The organism is Pseudomonas sp. DF5 (genome assembly GCF_058148225.1).
In genome coordinates this window covers 312,579-333,490 of the sequence record NZ_JBYVYM010000001.1, presented here as the reverse complement: position 1 = coordinate 333,490, position 20,912 = coordinate 312,579, and the positions used below count along the sequence as shown (strand labels likewise).

The following is a 20,912-nucleotide window of genomic DNA, read 5'->3' as shown; positions in this document are numbered from 1 at the left end:
GCCTCGCTCCTACAATTGCCGGTAAATACCGGCCCCCAAATTTCCGATCCACTGCCAGTTTCCACTGGCGGCGGATTTGTTGCGTCACTGCATTGTCATCTTTCTGTCATACAGGATCGCTAGGGTGTGCGCATGAATGATCTGGCCAACTCCACCATGACTACAAATCCCCCCAAGCGAATTGACTTCAATACGCCTGAGCTGCACCGCAAGCGCCGTATCCGTGCGCTGAAAGATCGCCTGACCCGTTGGTATGTTCTTGTCGGCGGCCTCGCCGTCCTGGGCGCGATCACCCTGATCTTCTTCTTCCTCGGTTATGTTGTCGCGCCGCTGTTCCAGGGTGCCGACCTGACCGCCAAAGACGCCATCACGCCTGCCTGGATGCAAGACGCCGGCAAGCCGCTGATGATCTCCCTCGAAGAACAGAACCAAGTGGCCATGCGGGTTTCCGACAAGGGCCAGGCGCTATTCTTTGATATCGATAGCGGCGCCGAACTGCGCCGCGTCGACCTGCCGATCCCGGCCGGTACCAGCGTGACCTCCATCGGTGAAGATCAACCCGGCCATCCATTGGTCGCAGTGGGGTTGTCCAACGGTCAGGTGCTGGTGTTCCGCCACACCTATAAAGTCAGCTACCCGGACGGCAAGAAAACCATCTCGCCGGCCATCGAATACCCGTACGGCGAAACGCCAATCGTGCTGAACGAGGCGGGCGGAGCTCTGGAGCACGTCAGCCTTAATGCCACCGATTCGACCCTGCTGCTGGCTGGCTCCACCGGTGCGCAACTGCATGTCATGTCGCTGACCAGCGAAGAAAACATGATGACCGGCGAAGTCACCAACGAGCAGAAGCGCATTGACCTGCCGCAAATGACCGAACCGGTGAAGAACATCTTCGTCGACCCGCGTCAGCAGTGGCTGTACGTGGTCAATGGTCGTGCTCAGGCTGACGTTTTCAGCCTGCGCGACAAGAGTCTCAACGGTCGCTACAAATTGCTCGAAAACGGCGATGCCGAGATTACCGCCAGCACCCAGCTGGTGGGCGGTATCTCACTGATCCTCGGCGACTCCAAGGGCGGTCTCGCCCAGTGGTTCATGGCTCGCGATCACGATGGCGAACTGCGCCTGAAGCAAATCCGTACCTTCCAGATGGGCACTGCGCCGATTGTTGAAATTACAGCCGAAGAACGTCGCAAAGGCTTCGTTGCCCTTGATGCGTCCGGCAAGCTCGGCGTGTTCCACAGCACCGCGCACCGCACTTTGCTGGTGGATCAGGTGGTCGACGGCCAAGGCCTGTTCGGCCTGTCGCCACGGGCCAACCGCGTGATCGTGGAGCAGGGCGGCAAGCTGCAACCGTTGCTGCTCGACAACCCGCACCCGGAAGTTTCCTGGAGCGCGTTGTGGAGCAAAGTCTGGTACGAGAACTACGACGAACCTAAATACGTCTGGCAATCGACTGCCGCCAACACCGACTTCGAACCCAAGCTGAGCCTCTCGCCGCTGACCTTCGGTACCCTGAAAGCCGCGTTCTACGCCATGCTGCTGGCCGCGCCCCTGGCCGTCGCCGCAGCGATCTACACCGCGTACTTCATGGCACCGGGCATGCGTCGCAAGGTCAAGCCGGTGATCGAACTGATGGAAGCGATGCCGACGGTGATCCTCGGCTTCTTCGCCGGTCTGTTCCTCGCACCGTATGTAGAAGGACATTTGCCGGGCATCTTCAGCCTGCTGATGCTGCTGCCGATCGGCATTCTGGTGGCCGGTTTCGTCTTCAGTCGCCTGCCTGAGTCGATTCGTCTGAAAGTGCCGGACGGCTGGGAAAGCGCGATCCTGATCCCGGTGATCATGTTCGTGGGCTGGCTGTCGCTGTACATGAGCCCGTACATGGAAGCCTGGTTCTTCGGCGGTGACATGCGCATGTGGATCTCCCACGACCTGGGCATCACCTACGACCAGCGCAACGCTCTGGTGGTCGGCCTGGCCATGGGTTTTGCGGTCATCCCGAACATCTACTCCATTGCCGAAGACGCCGTGTTCAGCGTGCCGCGCGGCCTGACTCTTGGTTCCCTGGCCCTCGGCGCCACGCCGTGGCAGACCATGACTCGCGTGGTGATCCTCACCGCCAGCCCGGGCATCTTCTCGGCGCTGATGATCGGCATGGGCCGCGCGGTCGGTGAAACCATGATCGTGCTGATGGCCACCGGTAACACCCCGGTCATGGAAATGAACCTGTTCGAAGGCCTGCGCACACTGGCAGCCAACGTTGCGGTGGAAATGCCCGAATCGGAAGTCGGCGGCAGCCACTACCGCGTGCTGTTCCTCTCGGCGCTGGTGCTGCTGTTGTTCACCTTCATCATGAACACCCTCGCGGAACTGATTCGTCAGCGTCTGCGCAAGAAATACTCGTCGCTTTAACAAAGGTAGAAGTCTGTGAAACAGAACTCCCTGAATGGATGGTTCAAGAGCGGCGCCCCCGGCGTCTGGATCAGCGGCGGCGCGGTGTCCATTGCGGTCATCATGACCATTGGCCTGCTGGCGGTGATTGCCGTGCGCGGTCTGGGGCACTTCTGGCCGGCGGACCTGATCCACGCCAATTACGACGTGCCGGGCCAGGCCAACCACCTGGTCATCGGCGAAGTGGTGCAGAAGGAAGAAGTGCCACGCGAGCGCCTGAAAACCGCTGGCCTGCCGGTGCCCGATCAGGGCCCGGAGTTCATGACCCGCGAGCTGATCAAGGTCGGCAACCGCGATCTGAACGGCACTGACTTCACCTGGATTGTCGGCGAGTGGCTGACCAACCAGAAGACTCCGCCAGAGCTGATGACCATCGAGCGTCGCGAGTGGGGCAACTTCTACGGCTATCTGGTCAACGTTAAAGAGGACGGCAAGGTCGTCGCTGAAGGCGAAGCCGCATGGCCTGAGTTGCAGGCCCGTGTCGATCGCGTCAACCAGTTGGCTGGGCAGCTCAAGAGCCTGGAAAAAACCGACATCGGCGCGATCAACGCCGGTCTCGAACGTGTTCGTCTGCACGGTCGCAAGCTGGAATTGGCCGGCCGTCTCGACGCTACCGCACAGGCGGACCTGGAGTCCGAGCGCGCCGAGCTGAATGCCCGTTATCAGGAAGTCGAAGCGCGTCTGAACGACCTGCACAAGCAGTTCAACCGTGACAGCCTGACGGCTCGTGACGCGAACGGTAAAGAGGTCGAGATCGGCATCGGCAAAGTGGTTCACGCCTATCAGCCGAACGCCATGAGCACCTTTACCAAGGTGGGCTTCTACTTCAGCAAGGTCTGGGAATTCCTCAGTGATGACCCGCGCGAAGCCAACACCGAAGGCGGGATCTTCCCGGCGATTTTCGGCACAGTGATGATGACCTTGATCATGGCGATGATCGTCACCCCGTTCGGTGTGCTGGCGGCGGTCTACCTGCGTGAATACGCCAAGCAGAACACGCTGACCCGAGTGATCCGCATCGCGGTGAACAACCTGGCGGGTGTTCCGGCGATCGTTTACGGCGTGTTCGGCCTGGGCTTCTTCGTTTATGTACTGGGCGGCTCGATCGACCGGTTGTTCTTTCCCGAAGCCTTGCCGGCGCCGACCTTCGGTACGCCGGGTCTGCTGTGGGCTTCGTTGACCTTGGCCCTGCTGGCTGTGCCGGTGGTGATCGTGGCCACCGAAGAAGGTCTGGCGCGGATTCCTCGCACCGTGCGCGAAGGCTCGTTGGCCCTCGGCGCGACCAAGGCCGAGACCTTGTGGAAGATCGTGCTGCCGATGGCCAGCCCGGCAATGATGACCGGCATGATCCTCGCCGTGGCCCGCGCCGCCGGTGAAGTGGCGCCGCTGATGCTGGTGGGTGTAGTGAAACTGGCGCCGTCGCTGCCGCTGGATGGCAACTACCCGTACCTGCACCTGGACCAGAAGATCATGCACCTGGGCTTCCACATTTATGACGTCGGCTTCCAGAGCCCGAACGTAGAAGCCGCGCGGCCGCTGGTGTATGCCACGGCGCTGCTGCTGGTGCTGGTGATCGCGACATTGAACCTGTCGGCCGTTTATATCCGTAACCACCTGCGCGAGAAGTACAAAGCGCTGGATAGTTAAATTTATAAGTCGGCGTGGCCCCTTGTGGGAGCTGGCTTGCCTGCGATGCAGACGACGCGGTCTGTCAGTAACACCGCAGTGATGCCATCGCAGGCAAGCCAGCTCCCACAGGGACCGGCGTCAGACAGAGATTTTGAGTAAGCCGCTGGCCCGAACATCAAGCCAGCGGTTCAACGAACCGAATTTGTTAGCACAGGGAGCCTCCCATGCAGCACGAAGCACACACTCACGGCATCAACATGTCGGCCCTGGGCCGCGACAAACAGAGCCTGAGTCTCGAGCAGGAAACCGTGGCCATCGAAGTGCCTGGCCTGAGCCTGTTCTACGGCGACAAACAAGCGCTGTATGACGTCAGCATGAACATCCCGAAACAGCGCGTGACCGCCTTCATCGGCCCGTCCGGTTGCGGCAAGTCCACGCTGTTGCGCACTTTCAACCGCATGAACGACCTGGTGGATGGCTGCCGCGTCGAAGGCGCGATCAACCTCTACGGCAACAACATCTACCGCAAGGGCGAGGACGTGGCCGAGCTGCGTCGCCGGGTTGGCATGGTGTTCCAGAAGCCCAACCCGTTCCCGAAAACCATCTACGAAAACGTGGTTTACGGCCTGCGCATCCAGGGCATCAACAAAAAGCGCATCCTCGACGAAGCCGTCGAGTGGGCGTTGAAAGGCGCGGCGCTGTGGGATGAAGTCAAGGATCGTCTGCACGAGTCGGCACTCGGCCTGTCCGGCGGTCAGCAGCAACGTCTGGTGATTGCCCGCACTATCGCTGTGGAGCCGGAAGTGCTGCTGCTCGACGAACCGTGCTCGGCACTCGACCCGATCTCCACACTGAAAGTCGAAGAGCTGATCTACGAACTGAAATCCAAGTTCACCATTGTTATCGTGACCCACAACATGCAACAGGCCGCGCGGGTTTCCGACTACACGGCGTTCATGTATATGGGCAAGCTGGTGGAGTTCGGCGACACCGACACCCTGTTCACCAATCCGGCGAAGAAGCAGACCGAAGACTACATCACCGGTCGTTACGGCTAGGAAGCTGTTGTTGCTCACTGAACTGATGCTGCGGCCCACCGCACCTTACCGGACGCTCCAAGGACGCCAACATGATTAGTAAAGAAGGCCTTACCCATCACATCTCCCAGCAGTTCAACGCTGAGCTCGAGGAAGTGCGCAGCCACCTCCTGGCCATGGGCGGGCTGGTCGAGAAGCAGGTCAACGACGCGGTCACCGCGCTGATCGAGGCCGACTCCGGCCTGGCCCAGCAAGTGCGCGAGGTCGACGACCAGATCAACCAGATGGAACGCAACATCGACGAAGAATGCCTGCGCATTCTGGCCCGTCGTCAGCCGGCGGCGTCGGACTTGCGTCTGATCATCAGCATCTCCAAATCGGTGATCGATCTCGAGCGTATTGGCGACGAAGCCACCAAAATTGCCCGTCGGGCCATTCAGTTGTGCGAAGAAGGCGAAGCGCCGCGCGGTTACGTCGAGGTTCGCCACATCGGCGACCAGGTGCGCAACATGGTTCGCGATGCCCTGGACGCATTTGCCCGCTTCGACGCCGACCTGGCGCTCTCGGTGGCGCAGTACGACAAAATCATCGACCGCGAATACAAGACCGCGCTGCGCGAACTCGCCACTTACATGATGGAAGACCCGCGCTCTATCTCGCGGGTCTTGAGCATTATCTGGGTGCTGCGCTCCCTGGAGCGGATCGGCGACCATGCGCGCAATATCTCGGAACTGGTGATTTATCTGGTACGCGGCACCGACGTGCGTCACCTGGGCCTCAAGCGCATGAAGGAAGAAGTGGAAGGCACAAGTGCCGAAACCGCTAATGTTCCGGACAAAGCTGACGATAAGTAAGGTTGCCCAAGAAAAGCGCCCGGCCCCTTGGCCGGGCGTTTTTGTTTGTGCGGCTTTTTGAAAAGCCGAATTGAAAAGCAGCACCCGCGAACGAAAAGTCCCGGCGTGACTGAAGAGTTTTGGCAAAGTGCCATCAGCCAGCGTTATGCTTGCCGGGATTTTTAAAGGGGTGTTGGATGAGCAAGATCAGTGTGTTGGTCGTGGACGATGCGTCGTTCATTCGTGACCTGGTAAAAAAGTGCCTGCGCAACTACTTCCCGGGGATCCGGACCGAAGATGCAGTCAACGGTAAAAAGGCCCAGGCCATGCTGGCCAAGGAAGCGTTCGACCTGGTTCTGTGCGACTGGGAAATGCCGGAAATGTCCGGTCTGGAGTTGCTGACCTGGTGCCGCGAGCAGGACAACCTCAAGACCATGCCGTTCGTGATGGTGACCAGCCGTGGCGATAAAGAGAACGTGGTCCAGGCGATCCAGGCCGGGGTTTCCGGCTACGTCAGCAAGCCATTCACCAACGAGCAGCTGTTGACCAAGGTCAAGCAGGCCCTGAACAAGGTCGGCAAGCTCGATACCTTGATGAACAGCGCGCCGACCAAAATGAACTCGGCGTTCGGCAACGACTCCCTGAGTGCATTGACCGGGGGCAAAGCGGCGGTGGTCGCACCCGCGGCGGCAGTGGTCAACCCGTTTGCCAAGCCTGCCGCCGCGCCAGCCCCGGCGGCAGCGGCACCAGCTCGTGGTCTGCTCAACAGCCCGCCGGTCAAGGCACCAGTCGCCGCCTCTGCCGCCTCCGCAGGCGGTCGTGGCCAAGGCCAACTGCGCCTGTCGAGCGGTACTCAGCAATGCGTGATCAAGGCATTGAGCCTCAAGGAAGCGCTGCTGGTGGTGAAGCGCACCGACACCCTTCCACAAGTGCTCGACAGCGCCGTACTCGACCTGGAGCAGGGCGACAATGCTGAGACCGCCCGTCTCAACGGCTACCTGCATGCCATCGTCGCCCACGAACCGAAGCCTGACAGCGAGTGGCTGCAGCTGACTTTCCGCTTTGTCGACCATGACGCACAGAAGCTCGACTACATTTCCCGCCTGATCGCCCGCGGCACCGCGCAGAAGCATTTCGTACCGGGCGCATAAGCTGACCCTAAGCCATCGCGAGCAGGCTCGCTCCCACAGGTACGGTGTGCCCTCTGTGGGAGCGAGCCTGCTCGCGATGGGGTCGTTATAGGCACTGCCCAGCCGTCATGCTGTCCATTTTGAAACATCTGTCGACTACGCAGGTCCATTTCTGCTGCTAGGCTCCTTCCCAGGCCTACTCAACAGAATTTTGCCCATGCTCGCGCGCCTGCTGTTTTTCTGTGGTCTTTTCATGGCCTCCACCTCGGCTGTGGCCATGACGATCTACAGGTCCACCGATGCCAGTGGCGTGGTCTCCTACAGCGACCGCCCCACCAAAGGCGCCAAGGTGCTCGTTTTCCGCGACCGAATGGTCGAACACCTTGAGCGGCAGGTGTACCTCGACATCAAGAGGCTGAATGGCATGGACAGCGTGTTCGTGCGCAACGACCTGTATGCGCCGGTCGAGATCGAGCTGAGTTTCGACGGGCTGCAGAACGTCAGCGGTGCGCCGAGCCGACCGATCCGGCGGGTGATGCCAGCGCGCAGTAACCTTCGTCTGGCCCTGCTCACGCCGACGAAGGCCGGAAGGCCGATCGTGTATAACCCAAGGTTCGCATATTCCCTGGGCGACCCCTCAGGGGCTGCCATGGCCTATCGATATCCATTGCCCTGGCGTGGCGGTCCGTTTCGGCTGACCCAGGGCGCCAATGGCCAATACAGCCACTACGGACCGAAGAACCGTTACGCGATGGACATCGCCATGCCCGAAGGCACGCCGATCATCGCAGCGCGCGGCGGGGTGGTGGTGAAAACCGAGAATGGCCAGACCGGGCGCGGAAACGATCCGTCGGGCAATTTCGTGCGGGTGTTGCACGATGACGGGACCATGGGCGTGTACCTGCACCTCAAAAAAGGTTCAGTCTGCGTACGGGAAGGTCAGCGGGTAGTGGTGGGCAGTGCACTGGCGCTGTCGGGCAACACCGGCAACAGCAGCGGCCCGCACCTGCACTTCGTGGTGCAGCGCAATACCGGGTTGGGGCTGGTGTCGATTCCGTACCAGTTCAATCAACCGGTGGGGGCGTTGCCCAACTTTGCGTTGGGCAAGAAGTGAAGGCGATGGAGATCTACTGTGGCGAGGGAGCTTGCTCCCGCTCGGCTGCGCAGCAGTCGCCATTCAGCCAACGCGGTCTGCCTGAGTAAACGCGGCAGCCGGTTTTGGGGCCGCTCCGCAGCCCAACGGGGGCAAGCCCCCTCACCACAAAAGCCCGCTTAATCGAGCAGCAACACCTTGGCCAAAATGATCTTCGGTCCTTTCATCTTCTTGATGATGATGCGCAAGCCTTCGACCTCTAGCACTTCTTCCTCTTCCGGCACCCGTTTCAGGGTTTCGTAGACCAGCCCGGCGAGGGTTTCGGCTTCGATGTGGTCCAGGTCGATGCCCAGCAGACGTTCCACCTTGAACAGTGGCGTATCGCCCCGCACCAGCAGCTTGCCCGGCTGATACGCAAGGATCCCGCGTTCAGCCTTGCGGTGTTCATCCTGAATGTCGCCCACCAGCACTTCCAGCACGTCTTCCATGGTCAGGTAGCCGATGATGTTGCCGTCGGCTTCCTCGACTACGGCGAAGTGCGAGCCGCCCTTGCGGAACTGCTCCAGCAATTGCGACAGCGGCATGTGCCGCGACACGCGCTCCAGTGGGCGGGTCAGTTCGGCAAGGTTGAACGACTCGGGAATGTGATCCAGGGCAGCCAGTTCCAGCAGCAGATCCTTGATGTGCAGCAGGCCGACGAACTCCTGGCGCTCGCTGTCGTACACCGGGTAGCGGCTGAACTTGTGGCGACGGAACAACGCCAGGATTTCCTTGAGTGGTGCGTTGTACTCAAGGGTGACCAGGTCTTCCCGGGAGTTGGCCCAGTCGACGACTTCCAGCTCGCCCATTTCCACTGCCGAGGCCAGTACACGCATGCCTTGGTCACTCGGGTCCTGACCACGGCTGGAGTGCAGGATCAGTTTCAGTTCTTCACGGCTGTAATGGTGCTCGTGATGTGGGCCGGGTTCACCCTGGCCGGCGATCCGCAGAATCGTGTTGGCGCTGGCGTTGAGCAGATAGATGGCCGGGTACATGGCCCAGTAGAACAGGTACAGCGGCACGGCGGTCCAGAGCGATAGCAACTCGGGTTTGCGGATGGCCCAGGATTTCGGGGCCAGTTCGCCGACCACGATGTGCAAGTACGAAATGATGAAGAACGCCGTGAAGAACGACACGCCTTTGACCACTTCGGCGGAATCTACGCCTACGGCGCTGAGTACCGGTTCGAGAATGTGCGCGAACGCGGGTTCACCGACCCAGCCCAGACCGAGGGAGGCAAGGGTGATACCCAACTGGCAGGCCGAGAGGTAAGCATCGAGCTGACTGTGTACGGTGCGCAGGATATGCCCGCGCCAGCCGTGCTGTTCAGCGATGGCTTCGACCCGGGTCGAGCGCAGTTTGACCATGGCAAACTCTGCCGCAACGAAAAAGCCGTTGAGCAAAACCAGGATCAGAGCAAAAAGAATCATGCCGAAGTCGGCGAATATTGTTGCGAGGGTCAAGCCAGGGGAAGGGTCCATGATGGAGTTTTGCGGGTTCCGTGTATTCAAAAAAGGGGGAAATGCAGTGCCTGAAGGGCAGGCACAAGTCAGCCAATGTAGCGGCTGACTGATCGATTGCCTAGTGGTGAGTGCTGGTCGGTATCAGTCCGCTGCACTGATCACGCGGGATTTGGTGACCTGGGCCGGCGCAAAATGGCAGGTAAACGTGCTGCCATGCCCCGGCACACTGCTGATTTCCATGCGTGCCCGGTGGCGCAGCAGCACGTGCTTGACGATGGCCAGCCCCAGACCGGTGCCGCCGGTGTTGGAGTTGCGGCTGGAATCGACGCGGTAGAAGCGTTCGGTCAGGCGGGGCAGGTGTTTGCTGTCGATGCCGATTCCCGAATCCTGCACGCTCAGGTGTGCACCTTGCTCGTCACCCCACCAGCGAATGCGGATATTGCCTTCGGCCGGGGTGTATTTCACCGCGTTGAACACCAGATTGGAAAACGCACTGCGCAATTCGGCTTCGCTGCCTTTGAGCTGAATCGTCGGGTCGGCTTCCAGGGTGATGTGCTGATTTTTCTGACCGGAAAGCTGCTGGGCATCGCTCTTGATCGATTGCAACAGGCTGTTGATGGACACCGGTTGGTTGTCCGACGGGTAATCGGTGGCTTCCAGTTTGGCCAGCAGCAGCAAATCGTTGAGCAAGGTCTGCATGCGCCCGCCTTGCTGCTGCATTTGCTGCAGGGCACGGGTCCAGCGCGGATTCACGTCCTCGACGTTATCGAGCAGGGTTTCCAGGTAGCCGCAAATCACCGTCAGGGGGGTGCGCAGCTCGTGGGACACGTTGGCGATGAAGTCTTTGCGCATCTGCTCCAGCTGATGGATACGGGTCACGTCGCGCACCAGCATCAAGTGTTCGTTGTTGCCGTAGCGGGTGATGTACAGCTGAATGCGCAGGCGATCGTTGATCGGCGACGGAATTTCCAACGGTTCGGCGTAGTTGTCCTGCTCGAAGTATTCCTTGAAACGCGGATGACGCACCAGGTTGGTCACCGGCTGGCCGCTGTCCTGAGGAGTCTTGAGGCCGAGCAGGGTTTCGGCGGCGCGGTTCCACCACTCAAGGTTGCCGTCGCTGTCGAGCATGATCACTGCGTCTTTCAGCGCGGCAGTGGATTCCTGGACCCGGTCGATCACCGCTTGCAGGCGCCCGCGTACCCGTTGGTCGCGGCGTTGCAGGTGATAGATGCTGTCGAACACTTCGCCCCACAGGCCATAGCCGTCGGGCGGTGCTTCATCGGGTTGGTGCAGGCGCAGCCATTCGTGCAGGCGCAGCAGCTGTTTGAGGGTCCAGGCCAGGTAAACACCCAGGCCCACGGCGAGGCTCCAGCCGTAGTAGCCGGAAATCAGGCCGATCACCAGGCAGGCGGTGACCAGCAACAGCATGTGGCGAATCAGGGTGCCATGCCAGTTTTGATTCACGGAAAATATGCGTCCTTGTCAGCGAGTCTGGCGGTCTGTCAGGCCTTGGTGGAAAACCGGTAGCCGGTGCCGCGCACGGTTTGTACCAGATTTTCGTAGGCATCGCCGAGGGCTTTGCGCAGGCGACGGATGTGCACGTCGACGGTGCGCTCTTCGACGTAGACATTGCCGCCCCAGACCTGATCCAGCAACTGGCCGCGGGTGTAGGCGCGTTCCTGGTGGGTCATGAAGAATTGCAGCAAACGGTACTCGGTCGGGCCCATCTCGGCGGGTCTGCCGTCGATGGTCACGCGGTGGCTGATCGGGTCCAGCAACAGGCCGCCGACTTCGATCGGCGCTTCGCCATCGGTCGGGCCTGCGCGACGCAGCACGGCTTTGAGACGTGCCACCAGCTCACGGGGGGAAAACGGTTTGGTGATGTAGTCGTCGGCACCGACTTCCAGGCCCTGGATCTTGTTGTCCTCTTCACCCTTGGCGGTGAGCATGATGATCGGGATATCCCCGGTCAGCTCGTCGCGTTTGAGGCGGCGGGCCAACTCGATGCCGGAAGTGCCGGGCAGCATCCAGTCGAGCAGGATCAGGTCCGGTTTGCGGTCGACGATAATGGCATGGGCCTGCTGGGAGTTCTCCGCCTCCAGGCAGTCATAGCCGGCCATTTCCAACGCAACGGCGATCATTTCGCGAATGGGCGCTTCGTCGTCGACGATCAGAATGCTCCTGCCAACCATGCCTTAATCCTCTTGTCATTTAACTGTCTTGCGCCGCATTAGATAACGGAATTATTGCAGTCGTGTGACAGTATTTTAGCCGCCCTGCGATTGTCGCGATCCTGAACTAAGCTCTAATTCCGAATCCTGACAACCACAAAAGGAAGGTTTCCATGAATCACATTGCTAAATCCTGGAAGGTCCTGCTGGTCACGGCTGCGTTAACGCTGCCGTCCCTGGCCTTTGCGGCAGAACCCGCCATGATGAAAGGCGGCATGATGGTCGATCAGAAGGGCATGACGGTGTACACATACGACAAGGACTCAGGCGGTAAGTCGATGTGCAACGGCGAGTGCGCTGAATACTGGCCGCCAATGATGGCGCCGGCGGACGCCAAGCCCGAAGGCAAGTGGAGCACGATCAAGCGTGACGACGGTAAGATGCAGTGGGCCTATGATGGCAAGCCGCTTTACACCTTCATGAAGGACAAAAAACCCGGTGACATGGCAGGCGACAATATGAAGAACGTCTGGCACATCATGCGCGAGCATAAATAAGCGATTCGCCTGCGCCGTAAACAGTTCGCGGCCTGCAGTCGCTCCATCCCCCTGTTGGAGCTGGCACAGGCTGCGATCTTTTCCAACGGTCAACGCAACGCGTAATCCAGCACAATCCCCACGAAAATCGCCAGCCCCGCCCAGTGATTGTGCAAAAACGCCTGGAAGCAGCGCATCCGGTCTTTGCTACGGGTGTACCAGAACTCCCACGCAAAACAGCCCGCCGCCACCAGCAGCCCAAGGTGGAACCAGCCGCCGAGATGGAATTTCGAACCCGCCAGCAGCAGGCAACCCAACGCCAAGCCTTGCAAGGTCAGAATGATCACCCGGTCGGCGTCGCCAAACAGGATCGCGGTGGATTTCACCCCGATCTTCAGGTCGTCATCGCGGTCGGTCATGGCGTAATAGGTGTCGTAGCCCACGGTCCACAGCAAGTTGGCGATCCACAGCAACCAGGCTGTCGCCGGCAACTCACCGGTCTCGGCAGTGAACGCCATCGGCATACCCCAGGAGAACGCCGCGCCCAGCACCACTTGTGGGTAATAGGTGTAGCGCTTCATGAACGGATAAGTGCAGGCCAGGGCCAAACCGCCCAGGGACAGCCAGACAGTCGCCGCGTTGGTGCACAGTACAAGCAAGAAGCTCACGCCCATCAGCACCGCGAAGAACACCAGGGCTTCTTTGGAGCTGATCTTGCCGCTCACCAGCGGCCGTTGCTCGGTGCGTTTCACATGGCCATCGACCTTGCGGTCCGCCCAATCGTTGATCACGCAACCGCCAGCACGAGTCAGCACCACGCCGAGCACGAAAATCACGATATTGGCCAGTGACGGCGAACCTTCACCGGCAATCCACAGTGCCCACAATGTCGGCCACAGCAGCAGGTAAATGCCGATCGGCTTGTCCATGCGGGTCAGCTGAATGAAATCCCAGGCCCGAGGATTCACGCGGTTCAGAGACTTGAGCAGATTCTGGTACATCAGCAGTTCTCCGGATGCGCGCGGGCGGCGCTCCACAGGGTCGGCAGGAAAACCTCGGCCACCAGCACGCTCAGGGCGCCACGGTCGAAACGTGAGCGCCGGCCCCACAGTTCAGGTGCTTGAGCCTCCATCGGCAACCACGCTTGAGGATAGTGACAAACCTCGATGGCCCGGCGCTGAAACGCCCGATCGCAAAACAGCAGTTCGCCCAGGGAGCGGCTACCCAGCTCATCCATGTGCAATCCATCGCCCTGCAGCGCGCTACGCGCCGCCACGCTGCGGGCAAACACCCAGGCTTCACCGTGGCCGCGCAGATACACCTCGCGCACCCAGCCTTCGCTGCCTTCGGCCAGCTCCAGCGCGGCACATTCGTCGGCGCGCAGCGATTGCCAGCCTTCGAACAGCGGCGTGACGCTGAAACCGTCATTCGACAAACGGGTCAGGCGTCGGGTCAGTGACCCTTCATCGAACAACCAATCGAGCGTAGACGTGTCGGGGCGGGGCATCAGTTGGCTTTGAGAAAGCCAGAGCGGCGTCGGGGAGGGGGCTTTTGAGTGCGGCACAGTGAGTCATTATTGGCAGCAAATGAGGCGGCGAGCTTACCATGTCAGGCGGCGAGTTTGATTGATCCGGCCTGCCGTTGCGCCGAACAGGCTTGCATCTGACGGGCCCGATCAGTACAAAACGCCCTGAGCCGGACGGCAACGCTTCATCTATCGACCGTTCGCGCCGGCAAAAGCCTGAATCCCGAGGAAGTACCTGAATGAAAAAGTGGCAATGTGTGGTCTGCGGCCTGATCTATAACGAAGCCGAAGGCTGGCCGGACGACGGTATTGCGGCGGGCACACCGTGGCAGGACGTGCCGGAAGACTGGCTGTGCCCGGACTGCGGTGTGGGCAAAATGGATTTTGAAATGATTGAAATCAACTAAGCATCCAAGGAGCTAGGAATGAACGCACCTGTCGTGATCGTCGGCACTGGGCTGGCTGGCTACAACCTGGCCCGGGAGTTTCGCAAACTCGATGGCGAAACCCCGCTGCTGTTGATTACCGCAGATGACGGACGCTCCTACTCCAAGCCGATGCTTTCCACCGGCTTTGGCAAGAATAAAGACGCCGATGGCCTGAGCATGGCCGAACCGGGCGCCATGGCCGAGCAATTGAAAGCCGAAGTGCGCACCCACACGCGCATCAGCGGCATCGATCCGGGCCACAAACGCCTGTGGATCGGCGAAGAATCGGTGATCTACCGTGACCTGATCCTGGCCTGGGGCGCAGAAACCGTGCGGGTGCCGATTGAAGGCGACGCGGCCGACGCGGTTTTCCCGATCAACGACCTTGAAGACTACGCACGTTTTCGCGCAGCCGCGGCCGGCAAGCGTCGGGTGCTGCTGCTGGGCGCCGGTTTGATTGGCTGCGAATTCGCCAACGACCTGATTCTCGGTGGCTACGAAGTGCAACTGGTTGCGCCCTGCGAACAAGTCATGCCGACCTTGCTCCACCCGGCGGCGGCCGCTGCGGTCCAGGCCGGCCTGGAAAGCCTGGGCGCGCGCTTCCACCTCGGGCCGGTGCTCAATCGCTTGCAGCGAGTGGCGGACGGCCTGGAAGCGCATCTGTCTGACGGCCAGGTCATCCCTTGCGACGTAGTGGTGTCAGCCATCGGTCTGCGTCCGCGCATCGACCTGGCGGCCGCTGCCGGGGTGCAGGTCAATCGTGGCGTGGTGGTTGACCGTCACCTGAAAACCTCTCACGCCAACATCTACGCCCTGGGCGATTGCGCCGAGGTCGATGGGCTGAATCTGTTGTACGTCATGCCCCTCATGAGCTGTGCGAGAGCGCTGGCCCAGACCCTCGCCGGAAACCCTACGGCGGTGAGTTACGGCCCGATGCCGATCACCGTGAAAACCCCGGTCTGCCCATTGGTGGTTTCGCCGCCGCCACGGGGCGCGGAGGGCGTCTGGACGGTCGAAGGGCAGGGCGCGGACATCAAGGTGCTGTGCCGCGACAGCGCCGGCAAATTGCTGGGCTATGCCCTGACCGGCGCGGCGGTGATGGAAAAACTCGCCCTGAACAAAGAACTTCCGGCCCTGTTGGCGTAAATGCCGGTCGTTCTGTCGGAATCACCCCGTTTTTGCCCCCACAAAGGTCGCGGGGAGACTGGCGCCACTCTTGCGCGCATGCCATCCTCATTCCCGTCTGCCGCAGAGTAGAGCACCTGCGGCGCCTTGGGCGCTGTTCCAACGAGAACAGCACGGACATAACAACAAAAAACCGTCAAAGGGGCTTCACTCATGCGTAAACCAGAACTCGCCGCTGCCATCGCGGAAAAAGCAGATCTCACCAAAGAACAGGCCAATCGCGTTCTCAACGCCGTTCTCGAAGAAATCACCGGCGCTCTGCATCGCAAGGATAGCGTCACGCTGGTGGGCTTCGGCACCTTCCTGCAACGCCATCGCGGTGCCCGCACCGGCAAAAACCCGCAAACCGGTGAGCCGGTGAAGATCAAGGCCAGCAACACTGTTGCGTTCAAGCCAGGCAAGTCGTTGAAAGACAGCGTTAATCCGTAACACGCACCGACTTCCCGCACAGCGGGCGAGCGGGATAAAAAATGGGCACGCCAACGAGGTTGGGTGCCCATTTTTTCTGTCTGGCGGATCAGCCGACTCGGCTTTGTTTCCTTGCGAGAATCGCTGCTATTTCCGGCTCATTCAGGTGATCCAGCGCGCGCTCTACCAACAAATGCACCCCGTCGGCCATGCGGCTGAGCGCCAGGGCTACGGAGCGGCGTGAACCGTCCACGTCGTCGGCGAGGTCGGCGGCGATGGCGCTGATGGACAAGATATCTTCCGAGGCATTGGCGAGGAGGGCTTCAGTGTTGATGCCCGGGCAGACGCTGAAGAGCTGGCCTTTGCGTTTCGGTGGCTTTGGTTCGGCTGGCGGGAAGTGGTGGTCGAGGGCGGGTTCGGCGGCGTCGTTGAGTTTTTTTGAATCGGGGCTTTCGTATGGGGAGACCGGATCGGTGTCCGGTGGGTTAGGTGTAACTTTGAACATGATCTTCAATTCCATGAGTGATGCTGACACCCCTTCGCCGACTAAACGAAGGGGTGGCGGCTGTACGCAGGTTAGTCGGACCGGGGAATTGAAGAAGCCGGCGCACCCAAAGGTGCCCTACGCACAGCCACCATCAAAATGCAGGTAGCAAGTACCTGTCTGACGGACGCTTGTACAACTTCAATTACCAGCGGGCGACTAAACCCGACCACTGACGATCAGTGACACGAATCAAGTTACCGACCGACCCCAAAGCGCACAAGCCGGCGGATTCTGGCGTAGCCGTAGGCAACGACGCAAGGTGTTGTAGCTTTCACGACGTTACCTACAAGGCTTTTAAACAAGCACTGTCAGGCATTGGCGTGGGACCGATTGGAAAACCATTTTTGATCAGGATTGGGGTTGCCTACGTAATCGCCAGGTAGAAAGCATTAGTACTTCCTTGTTGATTTGGCGACTGACCGGATGGCGAGGGAACATGATGAGTGCGAGCTGGAAAAATGGGCACGCCGACTGGGTCGGGTGCCCATTTTTTGTAGGCGTTGATTGACGCTTTTAACGAATGCCTTCCACTAGTAGATCACGCTTGGTTTTTATAGGGGGTGAATGAGCGCTCGGCGGTGTAGAAGCCTAGCCCTTTGTCGCTTTTGAATTTCTGTTCGATCATGGCATCAGCCAACTCTTGGGAAATCAAAAGATCTCCCGAGTCACGCTCGCGTGCAATTGCGCCCATTTCCGCGGCGTTATCATGAAGCCAAATTTCATTGAAGTAGAGTATTGAGCCATTGTCAGAGAGCTCTGCTACCGACTTGCTGTGATCAACCGCACTTATCGCCTGGGCAGCATTGACAACGTAATAGACTTCGCTCACTTGCTCCCCGTCCGCAGCAATACTTGTGGGTGGCAAGAGCTCAATAGAGTGACCGGCGTTCTGTACGAGGAAATCCGCTAACCGCTGGCTCACCAAAGGAATGTCGCCTAATAGCCATAAGCAGTCGTAAGTCAGCAATTTTTTCTTTTTGCATGGAAAAAATATTTTGGGTTTATCCATGTCGACAGGGTAAGGCTCACCTGTCAGGAGTGACAGATAGTCAAAGTTCGATCCTGCCGTTTCATAGGAGCCGCGCTCCGCATCGTATGAACCGATCAATTTATCGTTGTAATAGATAGGGGCTTTCCAGCTTAAGATCATTTCTGGATCTCCTAATTGTAATGAGCGTCAGGGCGTGCATTTTTATTCAATTGCCTTTCACCTGAGCGGAGTAATTTGCGCTCGTTGGACACTATGTTATCCAACGCTTTGCGGTATTGGGCCGCTGCCGGCATCAGCGATGGCTGGCTGGTGTGTCGGCGTTGGCGTGAGCGTAAACGCCCGCTGCGGTCGTATTCGCTACGAGTGCTGATCTGGCCTTGGGTGCGCAGCACTTCGCGGTGCAGGCGGTCGCGTTCTTGTGGGCTTTGGCACCGTAACCGGCCACCTCACCTTCTTTTAGCAGCCCAAGTGGGTCAATCCACCTGGTGGAGTTGGGAGCCCCATATCCGGATCATAAAGCCGGAACGTGTTGTAGTGCAGTCAGGTCTCTCGGTAGAAAAACTTATTCCCGTTTTTTATCCAAACATGCATGTTATGGTTTTCGCTAAAAAGTAGAGCCGGAAGTTGTTTGGCTCTCCCGGCTCCTTTTCCAATCTAGTCTAGAAAGTCATCGTTTTCCAAATAATAAGTAACTGCTTTCAGTAGTTCTTCTTTGCTGGAGTTCGGATGATGTTCTGTTTTATTTTCAATGATCGCTTTGAGTATTGGAGACTCAAGGAATGTTCCGTATTTGTCATCGAACTCCATTTCTTTGTCGTCATTTTCTGCAAGGTAATATTTTTTATTTAGGATGTCGTTTTTTGACTCCAAATCAAAATCAGTATCCACATATAACCAGCCGACATTGGGTAGGTCATTACATTTTTGCAGAAGCTCGTCAAAGCCATTAATGGTTATCATAAGTACTCCTTATTTTCGACATTTCGTACCGCCGCCCCATTTATTTCGACCGCCTTTACCATCAGGGTGGTAGATTTTATGATACGTTTTATGATCATTGAAGTCGGCTAGCTGTAATGAGCCTGGTTTGTTTCCATGATGCCAAGTCAAATTGGCTGGGGATGTTCCTCTGAACGTCCCATTCGACCGTGGCTGCACATGCTCTACAGCGCCAGGGTATTTAGTCTGCATTTGACGTTTAAAGTCCGGATCTGTTTGCATTCGTTTGTAAACAGATTCATTTGCGCGGCTAAAGTGCTCTGTGTCAGTCATTTTGTATTCGGACGCGTTCAGTGAGTGCTCATGGAACACATGATATTTCCCTAGGTCGCGAGATCCTTCACCATTGTATAGCCCAAGCGGATCTATCCAGGTCAGGGGGTTTGGGGCATAACTGTAAAAGTTCAGCCCTCCCGCCAACCCAATCGGATTCCTTGTTGGTTACGGCATGCGCATTAGCGCAGTCCTCAGGCGTTTGATCAGCTTCGGATCCTTGAGGCAATCGGCCGGCCGCATGTTATCCAAGGCCGGCACCTGCTGTTCGACCCACCACAAACCTTCCTTGAGCCCTCTTTTTCCGTAGAGAATGACCGCCATATCGAGGTTGCCATCCAGTTGTTTCGCTAGGGAGCGGGCGTCGTCGTCGAGATAGTCCTCTTCGTATAACCGCACAAGCATATTCCAATCGGAATCGCCGGGGTATTCGTCTTCCAGTTGTTCCATCTTCTGCACTCATTGGCCGGGTCAGATCCATGACCTGAAGATTAACCATAAAAATAATTAAAAAATAGTTCGAAATTTTCTTTCCCAAGCAGGGGGCTGACTTCCTTTGTGAGTAATTTCACGAACTTGCTGGAAAGCTCGTCATCGTCGTTATAGATCTCAAATATTTCGAATTTTCCGTGGACAACCTCAATCAATTTTGCAAGAGCGAAAAAGAAATCAGCCAATGAGTCGGCAATTTTGAAAGGCAAAGCCACGTCATAGCTGGCAAATACAGGTGTACCCTCAATGTCGGTAACAGCGATGACAGGTTTACCACCTCCGATATCATCCATGAATACTACAAAACTGGCTGGCCAGCGTGGGTTGAACTGCGACTTGTTTGAATTGCCATCCCACTTGTAGCCCACTTGGTCATCTTCAAGGGTGTTCAGATCAAAAAAACGTATCGGAGTCAAACCTGTCTCTATCTCTACACCCACAGGCTCGTAGTTGTCATAGAAAAAGTCAGTTTCGACAGAGCGTTCAAGCGTTTGCGGCCATGTGGCGTTGACTTGGCCATTCTTTTCGAAGCTGCCCTCTAACTGAAACTTTTTGTGGATGCGGCGCAGCTCTATTAGTGCCTTTTCTAACGCGCTCATGTTCGTTCTTCCCTGTGGGTTACAGCATGCGCATCAGCGCGGCTCTCTCGTTTGTGAAAGCGTCTATAGGCTGTACAAAATATTGTAGAACGAGGTTGAATTGTCTTTTATCGAGGACAGATCCTGGTCTATAGATGCTTTATCGAATGATGATTTATTGATTGCCATTCGACGAGTGATTATTGCTTCCAGCAGCTTTCTGAACAGTGCCTCATCATTGACGTGTTTTTTAAGCTTTAGAATTTCGCGAGGCTTATTTTTCAGGATGTAAAAGGAATAGTTCATCAAAATAATATTTGAGACAAACAGATTTTCCGTAGACTGAAGGGGGGTGATTGTGTCGATTAAAACATTAAGTATCCGTCTCTTGTCTTTAACGTATGCCTGCAAAAATACATCGGGATACATGAATTCGCTATGGCGATCATTTAGCCTGAAACGGTAATTTGTGTCGTCGGGTTCGGTCAATAATGTGACGAGGCTTGTTTGATAGTTTTTCAACGTGCTTAGCAATACATGTTCTTTTCTGCTATCAAATTTTATCGCTTTGTAAACCAGGTTGATAACATCCAAAAAAGCTACAGGCCCCCGGGTGTCGGTAGCCATTACCAGCTGATTATCCTTGATGCTGAACCGACGATACGCTTCGTCGTCAATGCTCAATTCGAAAAGCAGGAATCTGAGTATATAGTTCCTGAGCTGTGCATCCGAGTCGAGAGAACTGTTTTTCAAACTGATCAACTGGATCAGAAAGAAGAAAATAAAATAGTCTTTATTGGTTCGTTGACGGTTGTCGATGTCAAGTAGATAGCCAAAGCGGGACAGGATCAAGAGAAGGGCATAGCAGTCCGGTTCCGTGAAGCCGTTTTTTGACATGGATTTTTCGAAGGCGCTTATGGAGAACAAATCGTGCCAGCGGCTCACATAGAAGGTCGAACCGTTGTGTTTTCTGGCGGCGACAGAGAGCAGTGAAGGCTCGTCTTCTTGGTAAAAAACAACGCCCAGCTCTTTCGGATATGGACGGATGTTCAGGAAACTCTCAAGCTTGTATGAAAGGAGATTGAATATGTCCATTTAACG

The 20,912-nt window shown here is 57.6% G+C and carries 22 protein-coding genes and 1 pseudogene; 10 read left to right on the top strand and 13 right to left on the bottom strand.

The genetic code is table 11. From position 1 onward, the window contains the following. The first annotated feature begins 381 nt into the window (after positions 1-381). The 6 genes from AC30D7_RS01610 to AC30D7_RS01585 all read left to right on the top strand — a co-directional run bounded on the left by AC30D7_RS01610 (position 382) and on the right by AC30D7_RS01585 (position 8,197). Positions 382-2,415 carry an ABC transporter permease subunit gene (locus AC30D7_RS01610; RefSeq protein WP_490132839.1) on the top strand — a complete coding sequence of 678 codons (2,034 nt, stop codon included), beginning with the start codon at positions 382-384 and terminating at the stop codon, positions 2,413-2,415. A 15-nt stretch (positions 2,416-2,430) separates the two neighbouring features. Next, positions 2,431-4,101: a phosphate ABC transporter permease PstA gene (gene pstA / locus AC30D7_RS01605; RefSeq protein WP_477812317.1), complete on the top strand. Its 1,671-nt coding sequence runs from the start codon at positions 2,431-2,433 to the stop codon at positions 4,099-4,101. A 206-nt stretch (positions 4,102-4,307) separates the two neighbouring features. After that, positions 4,308-5,141 (top strand): phosphate ABC transporter ATP-binding protein PstB, encoded by an 834-nt coding sequence (pstB, locus tag AC30D7_RS01600; protein WP_008150054.1) that lies wholly within the window; start codon positions 4,308-4,310, stop codon positions 5,139-5,141. Positions 5,142-5,212: 71 nt separating this feature from the next. Then, entirely contained in the window at positions 5,213-5,974 is a 762-nt protein-coding gene (phoU, locus tag AC30D7_RS01595) for a phosphate signaling complex protein PhoU (protein ID WP_007934507.1), read from the top strand. Positions 5,975-6,150: 176 nt separating this feature from the next. Further along, positions 6,151-7,104: a response regulator gene (locus AC30D7_RS01590; protein WP_490132770.1), complete on the top strand. Its 954-nt coding sequence runs from the start codon at positions 6,151-6,153 to the stop codon at positions 7,102-7,104. 196 nt (positions 7,105-7,300) lie between these two features. Further along, positions 7,301-8,197, top strand: a complete 897-nt coding sequence (locus AC30D7_RS01585) for a peptidoglycan DD-metalloendopeptidase family protein (RefSeq protein ID WP_490132769.1) — start codon at positions 7,301-7,303, stop codon at positions 8,195-8,197. A 158-nt stretch (positions 8,198-8,355) separates the two neighbouring features. On the opposite strand, the gene AC30D7_RS01580 is transcribed toward AC30D7_RS01585, so the two are convergent. From AC30D7_RS01580 to phoB, 3 genes are all read right to left on the bottom strand, one after another. Continuing rightward, positions 8,356-9,696, bottom strand: a complete 1,341-nt coding sequence (locus AC30D7_RS01580; protein ID WP_490132768.1) for a hemolysin family protein — start codon at positions 9,694-9,696, stop codon at positions 8,356-8,358. A 123-nt stretch (positions 9,697-9,819) separates the two neighbouring features. Then, positions 9,820-11,106: a phosphate regulon sensor histidine kinase PhoR gene (gene phoR, locus AC30D7_RS01575; protein WP_490132838.1), complete on the bottom strand. Its 1,287-nt coding sequence runs from the start codon at positions 11,104-11,106 to the stop codon at positions 9,820-9,822. Between the two features lie 74 nt (positions 11,107-11,180). Next, a complete protein-coding gene (gene phoB, locus AC30D7_RS01570) occupies positions 11,181-11,870 on the bottom strand; it encodes a phosphate regulon transcriptional regulator PhoB (protein ID WP_003229608.1) in 690 nt (229 codons plus the stop codon). 152 nt (positions 11,871-12,022) lie between these two features. Here phoB and AC30D7_RS01565 point away from each other — a divergent pair, with 152 nt between their 5' ends. Then, entirely contained in the window at positions 12,023-12,406 is a 384-nt protein-coding gene (locus AC30D7_RS01565) for a COG4315 family predicted lipoprotein (RefSeq protein ID WP_490132767.1), read from the top strand. A gap of 89 nt (positions 12,407-12,495) precedes the next feature. Here AC30D7_RS01565 and ubiA read toward each other — a convergent pair whose 3' ends face one another. Together ubiA and AC30D7_RS01555 are read right to left on the bottom strand one after the other, a co-directional pair. Next, positions 12,496-13,386, bottom strand: a complete 891-nt coding sequence (gene ubiA, locus AC30D7_RS01560) for a 4-hydroxybenzoate octaprenyltransferase (RefSeq protein ID WP_490132766.1) — start codon at positions 13,384-13,386, stop codon at positions 12,496-12,498. Continuing rightward, on the bottom strand, positions 13,386-13,949 hold the full coding sequence (locus AC30D7_RS01555) for a chorismate--pyruvate lyase family protein (protein ID WP_064621149.1): 564 nt from the start codon (positions 13,947-13,949) through the stop codon (positions 13,386-13,388). The genes ubiA and AC30D7_RS01555 overlap by 1 nt, the downstream gene beginning before the upstream one ends. A 200-nt stretch (positions 13,950-14,149) precedes the next feature. Here AC30D7_RS01555 and AC30D7_RS01550 point away from each other — a divergent pair, with 200 nt between their 5' ends. From AC30D7_RS01550 to AC30D7_RS01540, 3 genes are all read left to right on the top strand, one after another. Beyond that, positions 14,150-14,317, top strand: coding sequence for a rubredoxin (locus AC30D7_RS01550; RefSeq protein WP_007896465.1), 168 nt, complete (start codon positions 14,150-14,152; stop codon positions 14,315-14,317). An 18-nt stretch (positions 14,318-14,335) separates the two neighbouring features. Next, positions 14,336-15,484, top strand: coding sequence for an NAD(P)/FAD-dependent oxidoreductase (locus tag AC30D7_RS01545; RefSeq protein ID WP_007934519.1), 1,149 nt, complete (start codon positions 14,336-14,338; stop codon positions 15,482-15,484). A gap of 192 nt (positions 15,485-15,676) precedes the next feature. Further along, positions 15,677-15,952, top strand: coding sequence for an HU family DNA-binding protein (locus tag AC30D7_RS01540; RefSeq protein ID WP_003213368.1), 276 nt, complete (start codon positions 15,677-15,679; stop codon positions 15,950-15,952). Between the two features lie 88 nt (positions 15,953-16,040). Here AC30D7_RS01540 and AC30D7_RS01535 read toward each other — a convergent pair whose 3' ends face one another. The 8 genes and pseudogenes from AC30D7_RS01535 to AC30D7_RS01500 form a co-directional block, all read right to left on the bottom strand. Then, on the bottom strand, positions 16,041-16,436 hold the full coding sequence (locus tag AC30D7_RS01535; protein ID WP_490132765.1) for a DUF6124 family protein: 396 nt from the start codon (positions 16,434-16,436) through the stop codon (positions 16,041-16,043). A 580-nt stretch (positions 16,437-17,016) separates the two neighbouring features. Then, on the bottom strand, positions 17,017-17,628 hold the full coding sequence (locus AC30D7_RS01530; RefSeq protein ID WP_105342416.1) for an imm11 family protein: 612 nt from the start codon (positions 17,626-17,628) through the stop codon (positions 17,017-17,019). Between the two features lie 495 nt (positions 17,629-18,123). After that, a complete protein-coding gene (locus AC30D7_RS01525; protein ID WP_490132764.1) occupies positions 18,124-18,429 on the bottom strand; it encodes a DUF7716 domain-containing protein in 306 nt (101 codons plus the stop codon). A 9-nt stretch (positions 18,430-18,438) separates the two neighbouring features. Then, positions 18,439-18,780 carry an HNH endonuclease gene (locus AC30D7_RS01520; protein WP_490132763.1) on the bottom strand — a complete coding sequence of 114 codons (342 nt, stop codon included), beginning with the start codon at positions 18,778-18,780 and terminating at the stop codon, positions 18,439-18,441. Positions 18,781-18,819: 39 nt separating this feature from the next. Beyond that, positions 18,820-18,906: pseudogene (locus tag AC30D7_RS01515) on the bottom strand (RHS repeat-associated core domain-containing protein); the annotation flags it as partial. 3 nt (positions 18,907-18,909) lie between these two features. Continuing rightward, positions 18,910-19,191, bottom strand: coding sequence for a hypothetical protein (locus AC30D7_RS01510; RefSeq protein ID WP_019651906.1), 282 nt, complete (start codon positions 19,189-19,191; stop codon positions 18,910-18,912). A gap of 41 nt (positions 19,192-19,232) precedes the next feature. Beyond that, on the bottom strand, positions 19,233-19,832 hold the full coding sequence (locus AC30D7_RS01505) for a hypothetical protein (protein WP_490132762.1): 600 nt from the start codon (positions 19,830-19,832) through the stop codon (positions 19,233-19,235). A gap of 63 nt (positions 19,833-19,895) precedes the next feature. Next, positions 19,896-20,906 (bottom strand): hypothetical protein, encoded by a 1,011-nt coding sequence (locus AC30D7_RS01500; protein ID WP_490132761.1) that lies wholly within the window; start codon positions 20,904-20,906, stop codon positions 19,896-19,898. Positions 20,907-20,912 lie beyond the last annotated feature (6 nt).

Bases quoted from the DNA above. Each gene is read 5' to 3' on its own strand.
- AC30D7_RS01500 (WP_490132761.1), bottom strand. From the start codon at position 20,906: ATGGACATATTCAATCTCCTTTCATACAAGCTTGAGAGTTTCCTGAAC.
- AC30D7_RS01530 (WP_105342416.1), bottom strand. From the start codon at position 17,628: ATGATCTTAAGCTGGAAAGCCCCTATCTATTACAACGATAAATTGATC.
- AC30D7_RS01590 (WP_490132770.1), top strand. From the start codon at position 6,151: ATGAGCAAGATCAGTGTGTTGGTCGTGGACGATGCGTCGTTCATTCGT.
- AC30D7_RS01540 (WP_003213368.1), top strand. From the start codon at position 15,677: ATGCGTAAACCAGAACTCGCCGCTGCCATCGCGGAAAAAGCAGATCTC.
- AC30D7_RS01610 (WP_490132839.1), top strand. From the start codon at position 382: ATGCAAGACGCCGGCAAGCCGCTGATGATCTCCCTCGAAGAACAGAAC.
- AC30D7_RS01525 (WP_490132764.1), bottom strand. From the start codon at position 18,429: ATGATAACCATTAATGGCTTTGACGAGCTTCTGCAAAAATGTAATGAC.
- AC30D7_RS01585 (WP_490132769.1), top strand. From the start codon at position 7,301: ATGCTCGCGCGCCTGCTGTTTTTCTGTGGTCTTTTCATGGCCTCCACC.
- AC30D7_RS01510 (WP_019651906.1), bottom strand. From the start codon at position 19,191: ATGGAACAACTGGAAGACGAATACCCCGGCGATTCCGATTGGAATATG.
- phoB (WP_003229608.1), bottom strand. From the start codon at position 11,870: ATGGTTGGCAGGAGCATTCTGATCGTCGACGACGAAGCGCCCATTCGC.
- AC30D7_RS01580 (WP_490132768.1), bottom strand. From the start codon at position 9,696: ATGGACCCTTCCCCTGGCTTGACCCTCGCAACAATATTCGCCGACTTC.
- pstB (WP_008150054.1), top strand. From the start codon at position 4,308: ATGCAGCACGAAGCACACACTCACGGCATCAACATGTCGGCCCTGGGC.
- AC30D7_RS01565 (WP_490132767.1), top strand. From the start codon at position 12,023: ATGAATCACATTGCTAAATCCTGGAAGGTCCTGCTGGTCACGGCTGCG.
- phoR (WP_490132838.1), bottom strand. From the start codon at position 11,106: ATGCTGTTGCTGGTCACCGCCTGCCTGGTGATCGGCCTGATTTCCGGC.
- phoU (WP_007934507.1), top strand. From the start codon at position 5,213: ATGATTAGTAAAGAAGGCCTTACCCATCACATCTCCCAGCAGTTCAAC.
- AC30D7_RS01505 (WP_490132762.1), bottom strand. From the start codon at position 19,832: ATGAGCGCGTTAGAAAAGGCACTAATAGAGCTGCGCCGCATCCACAAA.
- AC30D7_RS01545 (WP_007934519.1), top strand. From the start codon at position 14,336: ATGAACGCACCTGTCGTGATCGTCGGCACTGGGCTGGCTGGCTACAAC.
- AC30D7_RS01535 (WP_490132765.1), bottom strand. From the start codon at position 16,436: ATGTTCAAAGTTACACCTAACCCACCGGACACCGATCCGGTCTCCCCA.
- ubiA (WP_490132766.1), bottom strand. From the start codon at position 13,386: ATGTACCAGAATCTGCTCAAGTCTCTGAACCGCGTGAATCCTCGGGCC.
- AC30D7_RS01550 (WP_007896465.1), top strand. From the start codon at position 14,150: ATGAAAAAGTGGCAATGTGTGGTCTGCGGCCTGATCTATAACGAAGCC.